The following is a 14,390-nucleotide window of genomic DNA, read 5'->3' as shown; positions in this document are numbered from 1 at the left end:
GGTGTTTCCGCGCTACGCTGAAGTCTGTTCGGCTGGCGCAGTTCCTTTGACGCAGGTACCGGGGATTCGAGCGGATGTTCAGTGGCAAAACCGACGACAGGGGCTTGTGGGCGGGCATCCAGGCCGGTGTGCTGTTCTTTCTCGCCGCCCTGGCCTGCATCTACCTGTCGCGCCAGCCCGCCACCATCGCTGCGATCTGGCTGCCCAACGCGATCCTCACCGCCGCCCTGCTGCGCGCGCCGCTGCGCCAGTGGCCGGCGATCCTGCTCTGCTCCGCCGTGGCCAACCTGGCGGCCAACCGCCTGTATGGCGACAGCCTGTGGATGAGCGCGGCGTTCCTGCCGGCCAACCTGAGCGAAGCGATCTTCGCCGCGATGCTGTTACGCATCAACCGGGTGCGCGAGGACTTCGAATTCAACCTGCATTCGGCGGTTCGCGTGCTCTGGGCCGGCGCGCTGATTCCGCCCTTGCTCGGCGCCTCGGTGGGCGCGGTGCTGGTCAGCGTCTTCGGCATGGGGCGTTTCCCGGAAATGTGGGCGCGCTGGTACGTGGGCGATGCGATGGGCATGCTCGCGCTGCTGCCGTTATGCATGGCCAGCAACCTGGCGGCCTGGCGTCACGCTCTGTCGGGGCGGGCGGGAGTGGACAACGCGATGCTCCTGCTGGTGACCCTGGTGATCAGCTTCGTGGCCCTGACGCGCCTGCCCTACGCCTTCATCTACGTGCTCCTGCCGCTGCTGGTGGCCGCCGCCAGCACCAGCGTGTTCGGTACCGCGCTGATCGGTTGCCTGAACACCTGTTTCATCGCCGTGCTGATCGCCCTCGGCGTGTTCGTCCCCGAGTCGTCCCAGCAACGTTTCGGCGAGCCGCTGCTGTACCTGCCGATGGCCTTGACCCTCATTCCCGCCTTCCTGGTCTCGGTGATCATGGAGCGCAGCCGCCGCGAGCAGCATCAGGTGGCCATCGGCGAGGCGCAGTTCCGCGGCGCCATGGAATTCTCGGCGATCGGCATGGCCCTGGTGTCGCTGGAGGGGCGGCTGTTCAAGGTCAACGAGGCGCTGTGCCGGATGCTCGGCTATTCCGCCGAACGCCTGGGCGAGCTGTCGTTCCAGGAGATCACCTATGTGGACGACCTGGAACTGGACCTCGACCTGGTGCGCGACCTGCTCGCCGGGCGTATCAACTCCTACCAGATGGAGAAGCGCTACCTGCGCCAGGACGGCGAAACCTTCTGGGCGCGCATCAGCGTGTCGCTGGTGCGCGACGAGGAGGGAGTCGCCCAGTACTTCGTCACCCAGGTGGAGGATATCGACAGTCGCAAGCGTGCCGAGCTGGAGCGCGAGCGCCTCGCCGAACGGATCAAGCTGGCCACCGACGCCGGGCAGATCGGCATCTGGGAGTGGGACCTGGCGCGCAACCGCCTGCACTGGGATTTCCGCATGTTCGACCTGTACGGCATCCGCAGCGGTCCCGGGGAGACCACGGTGGAGCAGTGGAAGGCGAGCCTGCATGCCGAGGATCACGACCGCGTGCTGCGCGAGCTGGAGCGCGCCGTCAGCGGGTTGCAGAAATTCGACTGCGAGTTCCGTATCGTCCGCCCCAACCGCGAGGTTCGCCACCTGCGGGCGATCGCCACGCTGACGCGCGACGAGGACAACCGTCCGGTGCGGATGATCGGCATCAACAGCGACATCACCGAGATCCGCACCCTGGCGGAAACCCTGCACGAGGAAAAGGAACGCCTGCAGGTGACCCTGTATTCCATCGGCGATGCCGTCTTGACCACCGACGCCGGCGGCCGCGTGACCTTCATGAACCCGGTGGCCGAGGCGATGACCGGCTGGACCTTGCAGGACGCCATCGGCGCGCCCCACGAACTGGTCTTCAACGTGCTCGACAGCGACACCGGCGAGGCCCTGGAAAGCCCGGTGCGACGCTGCCTGCAGAACACCCGGGTGTTCTACCTGGAGGACGGCGCCACGCTGATCAGCCGCAAGGGCGAGCAGCACGATATCCAGAATTGCGCGGCGCCGGTGCGCACCCGCGATGGCGAGATCATCGGCACCGTGCTGGTGTTCCAGAACGTCACCAAGGCCCGGGCGATGCAGCGCGAGCTGAGCTATCACGCCTCCCACGATGCCCTCACCGGGCTGTTCAACCGCACCAAGTTCGAGGAGGAGCTGCAACGCGCCCTGGCCAACGCCCAGGAGCGGGCGACCCAGCATGCGCTGTGCTTCATCGACCTCGACCGCTTCAAGGTGGTCAACGATTCCGCCGGGCACGCGGCGGGCGACATGCTGCTGCGCGAGCTGAGCCGGATTCTCGCCGACCGCACCCGCGCCTCCGACACCCTGGCGCGGCTGGGCGGCGATGAGTTCGGCCTGCTGCTGTTCGATTGCGACCTGGCGGAGGCGGAGCAGGTGGCGAGCAAGCTCATCGAGCAGATCTGCTCGGTGCGCTTCCCCTGGGAAGGGCGGCTCTACGACGTGGGCGCGAGCATCGGTATCACCGCCCTTACCGCCACCTCGCGCAGCACCAGCGAACTGATGAGCCAGGCCGACGTGGCCTGCTACGCGGCCAAGCATGCCGGGCGCAACCGGGTTTCGGTGTACCAGTTCGGCCATGAGGAAGTGGAGCGCCAGCACCGCGACATACTCCTCGCCAGCGGGCTGCGCGAGGCCCTGGAGAACGACCGCTTCCAGTTGCAGGCGCAGGAGATCGTCCCGGTCGGCCCCCGCCGCGACGGCGACCGGCACTACGAGCTGCTGCTGCGACTGTACGATCCGGATGGCCAGATGACTCCGCCGGGCGCCTTCATCCCGGCCGCCGAGCGCTTCAACCTGATGGCCAGCATCGACCGCTGGGTGATCAACGAGGCGCTGATCAACTTCGGCGCGCGGATCGCCGCGGTGGAGGGCCTGAGCATCGGCATCAACCTGTCCGGCAACTCGCTCAACGACCCGCTGTTCCTGCCTTACCTGCTGGATCGCATCGAACACTCGCCGCTGAGGCCGGAGCGCCTGTACTTCGAGCTGACCGAGACGGCGTTGATGAACCAGTTGTCGGTGGCTTCGCGGATCGTCGCCAAGCTGCGCGACCTCGGCTGCAAGGTGGCGCTGGACGACTTCGGCTCCGGCCTGAGTTCCTTCAATTACCTGAAGAATTTTGTCGTCGACGTGATCAAGATCGACGGCAGCTTCGTCCGCAACCTGGACAAGAGCCCGGTGGACCAGGCCATCGTCGACTCCATCAACCAGATCGCCCACCGCCTGGGCGCGGTGACCGTGGCCGAGTTCGTCGAGAGCCGGGAAATCCTCGATCACCTGGCGCGCCTCGGGGTGGATTTCGCCCAGGGCTACGCGGTCGGTCGGCCGCAGCCGTTCGCCACGGTGCTCGACCAACTGCGCAGCGGGCTTCGTCGCCAGGAGCTGGGCTGAGCTTCAGGCTTCCGCCTGGTGCCGGTACGCGCCGGGGGTGAGGCCGGTCCACTTCTTGAACGCGCGATGGAAGGCCGAGGGCTCGGAAAAGCCGAGCTGCTCGGCGATGTCCTGGATCGATAGCTCGTCCCGACCCAGGTGGTAGATCGCCAGGTCGCGGCGCAGGTGGTCCTTGAGTTGCTGGAAGCTGCCGCCTTCCTCGCGCAGGTGGCGTCGCAGGGTCTGCGAACTCATGTGCAGTTGGCGGGCGACCTGGTCGAGGTCTGGCCAGCGCCGGCAGTCGCGGCCGAGCAGGCGGCGGATCTGGCTGGTCAGGCTGTCGCCGCCGTCCGGGCGCGCCAGCAGGTCGGCGGGAGAGTGCTGGAGGAACTGCTTGAGGGTGCGTTCGTCCTGCAGCAGCGGCATGCCCAGGTAGCGGGCGGCGAACAGCAGGCTGGTGCAGCCGGCGGAAAACCGCCGGGGGCAGGGAAACAGCAGGTCGTACTCGGCCTGGTGGTCCGGCGCCGGGTAGCTGAAGGTGGCTTCCTCCAGGCGGATGCGCTGGCCGATCAGCCAACTGGCGAGGCGGTGCCAGATCACCAGCAGGCTTTCGGCGAGGAAGTGATCCGGGTCCGACAGGTGGCGTTCCTCGAGGCTCAGGCGCACCAGGTCGCCGTCGCGCCGCAGGTGGATCAGCGGCGCCTGGGGGAACAGGCCGTAGAACAGTTCGCCGCGCTGCAGGGCCTTTTCCAGGGTCCGGCAATGAATCAGGGTGTGGCACATCATGGCGAAGGTGCCGCGCTTGCTGCGGACTTCGCCGAAGCCCATGTATTCGTCGTCCAGCACTTCCCAGAGCAACTGCATCAGGCGGGTGAACTGCTCCGGCGCGATGCGTGCCCGCGGTTCGTCCAGCAGGGCCGGCTGGATGCCGGCGCGACGCAGCAGGGCGGGGCCGTCCAGGCCTTGGCGCGTGGCCCCGCGCAACGCGGCGCGGACGAAATGGCTGGCGATGGTGCGCTCACGCATGGCGGCGTCCTTGTTGTTGGAACGGCGATGGTAGGGCGCCACCCGGAAGACGACAAGGGTGGTGGCGGACTCCCGCCATGCTCGCGCGGCACAGCCGGCCCGCCGGGCGGTAATCCGCCACGCTTAGCCCGCTATGCAATTTTCATTTATTATTTAACTTGTTGATATATAAGGATTTTATTTAGATAAAGAGCATCCTGGCACAGCCTCTGCAATGCCTGGGCAAGGTTCCGCCGCGGCGGTTCACGACAAAAAATCTCCCCAGCAAGGGGGGTAACGCTACCGGTGAGCGCGTTCCAGGGAACTGGCGAAGCGCCCCCGTGAGGACTCTGCCCATGACCAAACAACCCTTCTACAAGAGCCTGTACGTGCAGGTTCTGGTCGCCATCGCCATCGGTATCGCGCTCGGCCACTGGTACCCGGAAACGGCGGTGGCGATGAAGCCGTTCGGCGACGGCTTCGTCAAGCTGATCAAGATGGCCATCGCGCCGATCATCTTCTGCACCGTGGTCACCGGCATCGCCGGCATGCAGAGCATGAAGTCGGTCGGCAAGACCGGCGGCATGGCGCTGCTGTACTTCGAGGTCGTCTCCACCGTGGCCCTGATCATCGGCCTGGTAGTGGTCAACGTGGTCCAGCCGGGCGCCGGCATGCACGTCGACCCGAACACCCTCGACACCAGCAAGATCGCTGCCTACGCCGCTGCCGGCGAGAAGCAGAGCACCGTCGACTTCCTGATGAACGTGATCCCCGGCACCGTGGTCGGCGCGTTCGCCAACGGCGACATCCTCCAGGTCCTGTTCTTCTCCGTGCTCTTCGGCTACGCCCTGCATCGCCTGGGCAGCTACGGCAAGCCGGTGTTCGAGTTCATCGAGCGCGTCTCCCACGTGATGTTCAACATCATCAACGTGATCATGAAGGTCGCCCCGATCGGCGCGTTCGGCGCCATGGCCTTCACCATCGGCGCCTACGGCGTGGGTTCGCTGGTGCAGCTCGGCCAACTGATGCTGTGCTTCTACATCACCTGCATCCTGTTCGTGCTCATCGTCCTCGGCGGCATCGCCCGCGCCCACGGCTTCAGCATCCTGCGCTTCATCAGGTACATCCGCGAGGAGCTGCTGATCGTGCTGGGCACCTCGTCTTCCGAGTCGGCCCTGCCGCGGATGATCGACAAGATGGAGAAGCTCGGCTGCAACAAGTCGGTGGTCGGCCTGGTGATTCCCACCGGTTACTCCTTCAACCTCGACGGCACCTCGATCTACCTGACCATGGCCGCGGTGTTCATCGCCCAGGCCACCGATACGCCAATGGACATCACCCACCAGATCACCCTGCTGCTGGTGCTGCTGATCGCTTCCAAGGGCGCCGCCGGCGTCACCGGCAGCGGCTTCATCGTGCTCGCCGCGACCCTTTCCGCCGTCGGCCACCTGCCGGTCGCCGGCCTGGCGCTGATCCTCGGCATCGACCGCTTCATGTCCGAAGCCCGCGCGCTGACCAACCTGGTCGGCAACGGCGTGGCCACGGTAGTGGTTTCCAAGTGGTGCAAGCAGCTCGACGAGGGCACCTTGCAGCGCGAACTGGCCGGCGAGGGCAACGCTTCGTCGCCTGCCAGCGATATTCCGGTGGGCGGCCGCGAAGCGGTCTAAGCTCAAACCTGTTCGGCAGGGGGAAGTGAAGAGCTCCCTGCCGCCCTTCGAACCCGCCCTCGTGGCGGGTTTTTTTATGCCTCGGCGGAGGCCTGCTCGCGCAGCCAGGCGAGGAACAGCGAGAGGGGCGCTCGTTGCGCCGCTCCTGGCAGGCTCACCGCGTAATAGGCGAAGCGGCTCGGCCAGGGCCGCTCGAGGGCGACCGCCAGGCGGCCGCTGGCGATCTCGGCGCGGGCATGGATCTCCCGTACCAGCGCGATACCCTGGCCGGCCTCGGCGGCGCGAACCAGCAGCAGGTCGTCGGCGAAAGCCGGACCTCTCTCGCTGCGCGGGTCGTCCTCCACCCCCATCGCCCGCAGCCACAGGCGCCAGTCATTGCGCTCCGACTCCTGCAACAGCGGGTAGGCCAGGCAATCGATCGCTTCGCGGATCTCAGGGCCTTCCGCCAGCAGACGCGGGCTGGCCACCGGGATCAGCGGCGGGGCCATCAGCGCCTGCACGTCGAGTCCGGGGTAGTCGCCGAGCCCGTGGCGGATGGCGACGTCGATTCGTTCCCGGCGCAGGTCGGCGAGCAGTGCCGTAGCCTCCACGCGGACTTCCACCTGCGGGTGCGACGCGCTGAATTGACCGAGGCGCGGCACCAGCCATGTGGCGGCGAAGGAGGGCTCGGTGCTGACCGTGAGGGTCTGGCGGGCATTGATCGCCTCCAGCTGGGCAAGGCTCGCGGTGATCTGCTCGAAGGCCTGGCGGAGGCCGGGATAGACCTGCTCGCCCTCCGGCGTCAGGCGCATGCCATGGCTGAAGCGCTGGAACAGGACGACGCCGGTGCGCGCCTGCAGAGCCCTGAGCTGCTGGCTTACCGCGCCGGGAGTGACGCCCATGGCCGCGGCCGCGCGGGTGAGATTGCCATGGCGGGCGGTTTCGACGAAAGCACGTAGCGCGAGGAGCGGGAGGACGGCACCCATGAATTCAGTTTTTCTATAAACAGGTTGTAGAAAGGATCGTTTTTCATCCGCCGACCCGGGCTTCAGCATGTGTGGCGAAACGAGAGACTTTAGCCTAGCTGCTTTCTTCGGTGTGCGGGAAGCGGCCGAGGCGGTTTCCCCGGTCGGCGCCGCCCCCATCGCCCAGGCGCCGGATAGTCCAGCGCTGCAAGGATACTTGCCATGCCTTCCCTCCAGCTCTACAGCGACAGTTCACCCAACGGATTCAAGATCACCATCGCCCTCGAGGAACTGGGGCTGCCCTACGCACTGCACCACGTTCGCATCGACCATGGCGAGCAACGCCGCCCGGAATTCCTGCGCCTGAATCCACATGGCCGGATACCGGTGCTGGTAGACCGGGCCGCCGGCATCACCCTGTTCGAGTCGGCGGCGATCCTGCAGTACCTGGCGGAGACCAGCGGGCGGTTGCTTCCCGACGCCCCCCGGGAACGCTGGGAGGCCCTGACCTGGCTGACTTTCCATGCTTCCAGCATGGGCCCCATCCTCGGCCAGCGCGTGCATTTCGAGATCTTCGCCGAAGAGCGGTACCCGCCGGCCATCGAACGCTATCGGCGGCTCTCCGAGGAGGTTTTCGCCACCCTCGACCAGCGCCTGGCCGGACGGCCCTGGCTGGCCGGTGAGCAATACTCCATCGCCGATATCGCCACCTTCGGCTGGACCCATACGGCGCGGATCGTCGACTTCGACTTCAGCCATTATCGCCACCTGGACGACTGGCACCGGCGCATGGCCCTGCGGCCTGCGGTGCAGCGCGGGATCCTCCTGCCGGAACCGGCGGTGGGTCCATGAGCGCCCTGCTGCAAGGCGCCTCGGCGCCGGCCTTCGTCGGGCACCCTGGCTATCGGCGCATGTTCGCCGCAGACGCGCTGACCCTGGGCCTGTTCCTGCCGTTGCGTTTCTACCAGGGCGACATGCGGGTGCTGCTGGGCCAGGCGCGGTTGGTCGAAGAAATCGATCGACTGGGATTCGCCGCCGTCTGGGTACGCGACGTACCGCTGTTCGACCCACGCTTCGGCGATGCCGGACAAGTGTTCGACCCGTTCACCTACCTTGGCTATCTGGCCGCGCGGACCCGCCGTATCGCCCTGGCCACCGGCAGCGCGGTGCTTGCCCTGCGCCAACCGGTCGACCTGGCCAAGGCCGCGGCGAGCGTCGACCGGTTGTCCGGCGGACGCCTGGTGCTGGGCCTCGCCTCCGGCGACCGGCCGGTGGAGTTCCCCGCCTACGGGTTGGAGCATGCGCAGCGCGGCGAGCGGTTCGCCCAGGGCCTGGACTACCTGCGCCAACTGCTGCACGGCTGCCGGCACGTCGCCTCGCCGCTCGGTACGCTGGACGACGCCGAACTGTTGCCGCGTCCGCCGGCCGGCGCCATCCCGCTGGTCGTCACCGGCTCCGCGCGGCAGCCGGCGGACTGGCTGGCACGCCAGGCGGATGGCTGGCTGACCTATCCGGAGTCGACTGTCGATGCGTCCGGGCCACGTCGCCTGGCCGGGAAGATCCGCGCCTGGAGGATGTCCATCGCGGACGGCGGGTTCCGCCCGCACATGACCAACGAATGGCTGGACCTGGTGGACGACCCGGCGTATCCGCGTACGCCGTTGCACGGCGGCTACGTCCTGCGCACCGGGCGCAACGGCCTGATCGAGCTGCTCGGCGAATGGCGTGCGGCGGGCGTCAACCATGCCGCCCTGGGCATCCAGTTCTCCGCCAGGCCGGCAGCGGAAGTCATCCAGGAACTGGCCGAGGAGGTGCTGCCGCTGTTCCCGTCCCACCCGGGCGTGCAGCCGGCGAGCATGGACTGGTAGCTGACCGATTCGGTCAACCGAGCCTGAGCGCTCGCGTCATTGAGGGCGCCGGCCGGCGCCGCCTACCCTGCGGAACCACTGACCGCAGGGAGTCCCCGTACATGCAACGGCAGATCTTCGAGACCGAACACAACCTGTTCCGCGATGCCTTCCGCGCCTTTCTCGACAAAGAGGTGGTGCCGCACCAGGACGCCTGGGAAGAGGCCGGGGTGGTCGACCGCGCTGTCTGGAGGAAGGCGGGGGAGATGGGCTTCCTGCTGCCCTGGGCGGACGAGGAGTACGGTGGCGCCGGGCTCAAGGACTTCCGCTACGAGCAGATCATGTGCGAGGAGCTGGCGCGGATCAACGAGCCGGGCTTCATGATCCCGCTGCACTCGGCGTTGTGCGGGCCGTACATCGCCGAATACGGTAGCGCCGAGCAGAAGGCCCGCCTGTTGCCGGGGATCGTCCGTGGCGAGACCATCCTCGCCGTGGCCATGACCGAGCCGTCCGCCGGCTCCGACCTGGCCGGCATGCGCAGCACCGCGGTGGACAAGGGCGACCACTGGCTGCTCAACGGCTCCAAGGTGTTCATCTCCAACGGCCTCCTGGCCGACCTGGTGATCGTCGCGGCGAAGACCGATCCGGCGAACAAGCACGCCATGGGCCTGTTCCTGGTGGAGCGCGGCATGCAAGGCTTCGAGCGCGGGCGCAACCTGAAGAAGCTCGGCATGAAGAGCCAGGACACCGCCGAGCTGTTCTTCAACAATGTGCGGGTGCCGAAGGAAAACCTGCTGGGCGACGCCAAGGGCGGCTTCTTCTACCTGATGAACATGCTCGCCCAGGAGCGCCTGACCAACGCCTGCGGCGCGGTGGCCGGGGCCGAGGCGGCGTTGCAGGCGACCATCGACTACGTGAAGGAGCGCCAGGCCTTCGGCCGGCCGGTCGCGCACTTCCAGAACACCCGCTTCAAGCTCGCCGAAATGCGTACCCAGATCGACGTGGCGCAGGTCTTCACCGACCGCTGCGTGATGGACCACAACCAGAAGAAGCTGTCCCCCGAGGTCGCCGCCGAAGCCAAGCTGTTCACCACCGAGCTGCTGGGCAAGGTGGTCGACGAAGGCGTGCAACTGCATGGCGGCTGGGGCTACATGTGGGAGTATCCGATCTGCAGGATGTACGCCAACGCCCGCATCCAGCGGATCTTCGCCGGTACCTCGGAGATCATGAAAGAGATCATCAGCCGCGGCATGAAGCTCTGACGCCACGGCCATGTCGCGCCGCGCGGCGGGTGGATAGGCTGCTCGGCAGGCGATCCCGACCAATGCCCGGCGACCCAGAGGAGGGAGCATGAAAGGCCCGTTGTCATCGTTGAAAGTGCTGGATTTCTCGACCCTGTTGCCGGGGCCGTTCGCCTCGCTGCTGCTGGCCGACATGGGGGCGGACGTGCTGCGCGTGGAGTCGCCCGGGCGCATGGACCTGGTGCGGGTGCTGCCGCCGCACGTCGACGGCACCTCGGCCAGCCATGCCTACCTGAACCGCAACAAGCGTTCCATCGGCCTCGACCTGAAGCGGCAGGGCGCGCGCGAGGTGGTGCTGGAGCTGGTACGCGAATACGACATCGTCCTCGAACAGTTCCGTCCGGGGGTGATGGACAAGCTCGGCGTCGGCTACGAGGCGCTGAAGGCGGCGAACCCGCGGCTGATCTACGTGGCCATCACCGGCTACGGCCAGACCGGGCCGTACCGCGAGCGCGCCGGGCATGACATCAACTACCTGGCGCTGGCCGGCGTCGCCAGCTACACCGGGCGCCGCGAGCGTGGCCCGTTGCCGCTGGGGGTGCAACTGGCGGACCTCGCCGGTGGTTCGCTGCATGGCGTGATGGGCCTGCTGGCGGCGGTCATCCACCGACAGCAGACCGGCGAGGGGCAGTTCGTCGACATCAGCATGACCGACTGCGCCTTCAGCCTGAACGGCATGGCCGGTGCAGGCTATCTCGCGGCCGGGGTCGAGCCGGAGATGGAGGCGCTGGCGCTGAACGGCGGCAGCTTCTACGACTACTACCGCACCCGCGATGGCCGCTGGTTCTCGGTGGGCAGCCTGGAACCGCAGTTCATGCAGCAGTTCTGCGCCGCCATCGGCCGCCCGGAACTGGCCGCCCGCGGCCTGTCGCCGAAGCCGGAAGAGCAGCGGGCGCTGAAGCGCGAGATCGAGATGGAGTTCGAGAAACGCGACTTCGCCGAATGGCAGGCGGTGTTCGCCGCCCTGGATGCCTGCGTGGAGCCGCTGCTGCCGCTCTCCGAGGCGCTGGAACACCCGCAGTTGCAGGCGCGCGGGCTGGTCGCCCGGGTGCCGCTGGCGGACGGCGGCAGCCAGGCGCAGATGGCCTGTCCGATCAAGTTTTCCGCCGGCCTGCCGGCGCCTCGCCACATCGGCGCGGCGCTCGGCGCCGACACCGTGGCGGTGCTCGAAGGCCTGGGCTACTCCGCCGAACGGATCGCCGAGCTGAAGGCGGCCGGGGCCATCGCCTGAATCACTCGCGGAGCACTTCGCCGGTGAACACCAGGGTCGCCTTACAGCGCCGGCAGTAGTAGCGGCGCCCCTTGGCCACCAGGGTGTGGCGTTGCGGGGAGAACGGGAAGTCGTTGTGCTCCGGGCAATGGCAGCGGTACAGGTAGCGGGTGGTGACGCGGCGCTTGACCGCGTAGGTGTGGCAGCGGTCCGGCGGCAGGCCGTAGATGCCGCGCATGATCAACTGCCACTCCTCGCCGTGGGGGCGGATGCGTGGGCCGAACAACTGGTGCGCGATCAGGTGCGCGACTTCGTGGGCCACGGTCTGTTCCAGGAAGTGCTCGCGGTTCTCGCGGTACAGCTGGGGATTGAAGCGCAGCAGGTTCTCGTCGAGATGGGCGACCCCGGCTTTCTGGCCGCGCAGGCGGAAGCTGACGGTCGGGCGGGGGAAGCTGCGTTGGAAGAAGTGTTCGGCCTGCCGATAGCAGGCCTCGACGCGGGCGTTGAGGTGTTCGGGCATTCGGGAAGACTCCAGCAGCGGGCGATTATGCCGGAGACAGGAGGGCGGGCGCAGGCGTCGGGACGACCGCTCGTCCGGGGTGCAGGATCAGGCAAGCGCGGCGGCGGGCAAGAAAAAACCGGGCGGCGGTTGCCCGCGGCCCGGTCGTACGATGCGTTCGCTGGACGTCAGCTGGTGTATTCCGGGCCGACCCCGCTGCCCCAGAGGATCACCGACAGGGCGATCATCGCCACCAGCACCACCAGGCCCACCGCCAGCACCGAGCTGGAGAACAGGAAGCCTTCGTCCTTGTGGATGTTCATGAAGGTGGGAATCCCCACGTAGAGCAGGTAGACCGTGTAGCTGATCGCCGCCACCCCGACGATCATTCCCAGCCAGAGGTGCGGATACAGCGCCGCCAGCCCGGCGATGAACAGCGGCGTGGCGTTGTAGGCGGCGAACACGATGCACTGGGTCAGGCTCGGGTTGGCGTCGTAGGTCCGCGCCATCCAGTGGATGAACGCGCCCATCACCGCCACCCCGGCGAGCATCGCCAGGTAGGTGAGGACCGTCATCTGCAACGCGCTGGCCTGGGTCAGCTTGACCGGATCGCCGCCGCCGACCACCCAGCCGACCTGGGTCGTGCCGATATAGGCGGAAATCGCCGGAATGGCAGCCAGGATCAGGATGTGGGTCAGGTACATGTGGCTGATGCTTTCTTCTTCGCCACGGATTTCCTGCCATTCCTGATCGGGATGGGTGAAGAGCCCCCATACATGATGGATCATGCCGTTTCCTCCTCGTTCTTATGTGGTCGCCCCCCAGCGAAGCGCCGGGCGCGCATGGACAGCGCCACCCGGTGCTCGGCCGACCTATGCGACCTTATGTCGCAGTATAGGAACGGCCCGAGCCCGCGTCGCTCGCGGGTTTAGAGCAAATCGAAGCTTCACGGCCGGCTGTAATAGCGTTGCAGTATTTCCATCGCCTTGTTGATCGATTGCAGGCGCGCAGTGCTGCCGCCGCGGTCGGGATGGTGCTGGCTGACCAGTTGCCGGTAGCGCAGCTTGATGGCGGGATAGTCGACCGCGCCTTCCAGCTCGAACAGGGCGAGGGCGGCAGCCTTCTCCTCGCTGCCCTGCATGCGCGTCCAGAAACTCTGCAGCAGCCGCTCGACGTCGGCCTCGCTGGTCTCCCCCAGGTGACGCAGGTCGAGGTAGTAGTCGCGCAGCGGATCGCCCTGTTCCAGCGCCTGCGTGCCATCCACGTAAGGATGCAGGCGCAGGCTCAGCGGGCTGATCTCCAGGTGCGCCTCGCGCTCGGCCCAGAGGTGGTCGCGCAGGTGGTAGAGCGCGTTGAACAGGAGGAAATGGGTGCGGAACAGCACCAGCTTGTCGGCCAGTTCGCGATGGGGGATATGCGTCGAATGGCGGGCCTTCAGCAGCTGGATCAACTGGTATTCGGAAAGCCCCTCGGGATGCTCGCGCAGCAGGCAGAGGATCTGCCCGGCGAGGTCGAGGCGGTGGTCGAGGTCGGGAGTCATGGGGCAAGACTAGCATCGGGCGTCGGGAGGGGCTGGGGTCGGCGTCGCTTTGTGCGTAAAATAGCCAGCTTTTCTCCTCGAACACCCGGATTCCAGAGCACCATGGGCACCCTTTCGGTCAATCAGAACAAACTGCAGAAGCGCCTGCGCCGCCTGGCCGGCGAGGCCATCACCGACTTCAACATGATCGAGGATGGCGACAAGGTCATGGTCTGCCTGTCCGGCGGCAAGGACAGCTACACCATGCTCGACATCCTGCTCTACCTGCAGAAGGTCGCGCCGATCCGCTTCGAGATCGTCGCGGTGAACATGGACCAGAAGCAGCCCGGTTTTCCCGAGCATGTCCTGCCGGAGTACCTGAAGTCGATCGGCGTCGAGTACCACATCGTCGAGAAGGACACCTACTCGGTGGTCAAGGAGAAGATCCCGGAAGGCAAGACCACCTGCTCGCTGTGCTCGCGCCTGCGCCGTGGCACGCTGTACACCTTCGCCGACGAGATCGGCGCGACCAAGATGGCCCTCGGTCACCATCGCGACGACATCCTCGAGACCTTCTTCCTCAACATGTTCTACGGCGGCACCCTGAAGGCCATGCCGCCGAAGCTGCTGGCCGACGACGGGCGCAACGTGGTGATCCGGCCGCTGGCCTATTGCAGCGAGAAGGACATCGAGGCCTATTCCCAGCTCAAGGAGTTCCCGATCATCCCCTGCAACCTCTGCGGTTCGCAGGAGAACCTGCAGCGCCAGGTGGTCAAGGAAATGCTGCTGGAATGGGAACGCAAATCGCCGGGGCGTACCGAGATCATGTTCCGCGCCCTGCAGAACGTGGTGCCGTCGCAACTGGCCGACCGCAACCTGTTCGACTTCGCCAACCTGCGCATCGACGAGAACGCCACGCCGCGCTTCCTCGACGTGATGAACCTCTGAGCCGCGCCGCGAGTCAGTTCTTCTCTCCGGTCTG

The 14,390-nt window shown here is 66.8% G+C and carries 12 protein-coding genes; 7 read left to right on the top strand and 5 right to left on the bottom strand.

The annotated features are described in order from the left end of the window. Nucleotides 1-74: 74 nt before the first annotated feature. Complete coding sequence (locus LE197_RS16055) at nucleotides 75-3,437, top strand: diguanylate cyclase (protein ID WP_003086577.1); 3,363 nt, start codon at nucleotides 75-77, stop codon at nucleotides 3,435-3,437. 3 nt (nucleotides 3,438-3,440) lie between these two features. On the opposite strand, the gene LE197_RS16050 is transcribed toward LE197_RS16055, so the two are convergent. After that, entirely contained in the window at nucleotides 3,441-4,442 is a 1,002-nt protein-coding gene (locus tag LE197_RS16050; RefSeq protein WP_003106595.1) for an AraC family transcriptional regulator, read from the bottom strand. Between the two features lie 335 nt (nucleotides 4,443-4,777). Between LE197_RS16050 and dctA the strand changes: the two genes are divergently transcribed. Then, nucleotides 4,778-6,088, top strand: a complete 1,311-nt coding sequence (dctA, locus tag LE197_RS16045) for a C4-dicarboxylate transporter DctC (RefSeq protein WP_003082442.1) — start codon at nucleotides 4,778-4,780, stop codon at nucleotides 6,086-6,088. A gap of 74 nt (nucleotides 6,089-6,162) precedes the next feature. Here dctA and LE197_RS16040 read toward each other — a convergent pair whose 3' ends face one another. After that, nucleotides 6,163-7,053, bottom strand: a complete 891-nt coding sequence (locus tag LE197_RS16040) for a LysR substrate-binding domain-containing protein (protein WP_023109064.1) — start codon at nucleotides 7,051-7,053, stop codon at nucleotides 6,163-6,165. A gap of 201 nt (nucleotides 7,054-7,254) precedes the next feature. On the opposite strand from LE197_RS16040, the gene LE197_RS16035 reads away from it, so the two are divergent. The 4 genes from LE197_RS16035 (at nucleotide 7,255) to LE197_RS16020 (ending at nucleotide 11,411) form a co-directional block, all read left to right on the top strand. Further along, complete coding sequence (locus LE197_RS16035) at nucleotides 7,255-7,884, top strand: glutathione S-transferase family protein (protein WP_003112463.1); 630 nt, start codon at nucleotides 7,255-7,257, stop codon at nucleotides 7,882-7,884. Further along, nucleotides 7,881-8,900, top strand: a complete 1,020-nt coding sequence (locus LE197_RS16030; protein WP_003120555.1) for an LLM class oxidoreductase — start codon at nucleotides 7,881-7,883, stop codon at nucleotides 8,898-8,900. The genes LE197_RS16035 and LE197_RS16030 overlap by 4 nt, the downstream gene beginning before the upstream one ends. Before the next feature lie 101 nt (nucleotides 8,901-9,001). Then, nucleotides 9,002-10,141, top strand: coding sequence for an acyl-CoA dehydrogenase family protein (locus LE197_RS16025; RefSeq protein ID WP_003082447.1), 1,140 nt, complete (start codon nucleotides 9,002-9,004; stop codon nucleotides 10,139-10,141). 88 nt (nucleotides 10,142-10,229) lie between these two features. Beyond that, nucleotides 10,230-11,411 (top strand): CaiB/BaiF CoA transferase family protein, encoded by a 1,182-nt coding sequence (locus LE197_RS16020; protein WP_003082450.1) that lies wholly within the window; start codon nucleotides 10,230-10,232, stop codon nucleotides 11,409-11,411. Nucleotide 11,412: 1 nt separating this feature from the next. Here LE197_RS16020 and LE197_RS16015 read toward each other — a convergent pair whose 3' ends face one another. From LE197_RS16015 to LE197_RS16005, 3 genes are all read right to left on the bottom strand, one after another. Then, on the bottom strand, nucleotides 11,413-11,910 hold the full coding sequence (locus LE197_RS16015; RefSeq protein ID WP_003116346.1) for a SprT family zinc-dependent metalloprotease: 498 nt from the start codon (nucleotides 11,908-11,910) through the stop codon (nucleotides 11,413-11,415). A 167-nt stretch (nucleotides 11,911-12,077) separates the two neighbouring features. Beyond that, the gene (locus tag LE197_RS16010; protein ID WP_003082455.1) at nucleotides 12,078-12,677 is read right to left on the bottom strand and encodes a Yip1 family protein; all 600 of its coding nucleotides are present in this window, start codon (nucleotides 12,675-12,677) and stop codon (nucleotides 12,078-12,080) included. Nucleotides 12,678-12,835: 158 nt separating this feature from the next. Next, on the bottom strand, nucleotides 12,836-13,429 hold the full coding sequence (locus LE197_RS16005) for a DNA-J related domain-containing protein (protein ID WP_003082458.1): 594 nt from the start codon (nucleotides 13,427-13,429) through the stop codon (nucleotides 12,836-12,838). A 102-nt stretch (nucleotides 13,430-13,531) separates the two neighbouring features. On the opposite strand from LE197_RS16005, the gene ttcA reads away from it, so the two are divergent. Beyond that, a complete protein-coding gene (ttcA, locus tag LE197_RS16000) occupies nucleotides 13,532-14,356 on the top strand; it encodes a tRNA 2-thiocytidine(32) synthetase TtcA (RefSeq protein ID WP_003082462.1) in 825 nt (274 codons plus the stop codon). Nucleotides 14,357-14,390: the final 34 nt, after the last annotated feature.

It is taken from the genome of Pseudomonas sp. PS1(2021) (genome assembly GCF_020405165.1).
GTDB classification, from domain to species: domain Bacteria; phylum Pseudomonadota; class Gammaproteobacteria; order Pseudomonadales; family Pseudomonadaceae; genus Pseudomonas; species Pseudomonas aeruginosa.
The sequence above is the reverse complement of the archived record's forward strand: the minus strand, read 5'-3'. Positions and strand labels throughout refer to the sequence as shown.

What these genes read in the sequence shown, in the direction of transcription:
- LE197_RS16055 (WP_003086577.1), top strand. Translation starts at nt 75, where the DNA reads ATGTTCAGTGGCAAAACCGACGACAGGGGCTTGTGGGCGGGCATCCAG.
- LE197_RS16050 (WP_003106595.1), bottom strand. Translation starts at nt 4,442, where the DNA reads ATGCGTGAGCGCACCATCGCCAGCCATTTCGTCCGCGCCGCGTTGCGC.
- dctA (WP_003082442.1), top strand. Translation starts at nt 4,778, where the DNA reads ATGACCAAACAACCCTTCTACAAGAGCCTGTACGTGCAGGTTCTGGTC.
- LE197_RS16040 (WP_023109064.1), bottom strand. Translation starts at nt 7,053, where the DNA reads ATGGGTGCCGTCCTCCCGCTCCTCGCGCTACGTGCTTTCGTCGAAACC.
- LE197_RS16035 (WP_003112463.1), top strand. Translation starts at nt 7,255, where the DNA reads ATGCCTTCCCTCCAGCTCTACAGCGACAGTTCACCCAACGGATTCAAG.
- LE197_RS16030 (WP_003120555.1), top strand. Translation starts at nt 7,881, where the DNA reads ATGAGCGCCCTGCTGCAAGGCGCCTCGGCGCCGGCCTTCGTCGGGCAC.
- LE197_RS16025 (WP_003082447.1), top strand. Translation starts at nt 9,002, where the DNA reads ATGCAACGGCAGATCTTCGAGACCGAACACAACCTGTTCCGCGATGCC.
- LE197_RS16020 (WP_003082450.1), top strand. Translation starts at nt 10,230, where the DNA reads ATGAAAGGCCCGTTGTCATCGTTGAAAGTGCTGGATTTCTCGACCCTG.
- LE197_RS16015 (WP_003116346.1), bottom strand. Translation starts at nt 11,910, where the DNA reads ATGCCCGAACACCTCAACGCCCGCGTCGAGGCCTGCTATCGGCAGGCC.
- LE197_RS16010 (WP_003082455.1), bottom strand. Translation starts at nt 12,677, where the DNA reads ATGATCCATCATGTATGGGGGCTCTTCACCCATCCCGATCAGGAATGG.
- LE197_RS16005 (WP_003082458.1), bottom strand. Translation starts at nt 13,429, where the DNA reads ATGACTCCCGACCTCGACCACCGCCTCGACCTCGCCGGGCAGATCCTC.
- ttcA (WP_003082462.1), top strand. Translation starts at nt 13,532, where the DNA reads ATGGGCACCCTTTCGGTCAATCAGAACAAACTGCAGAAGCGCCTGCGC.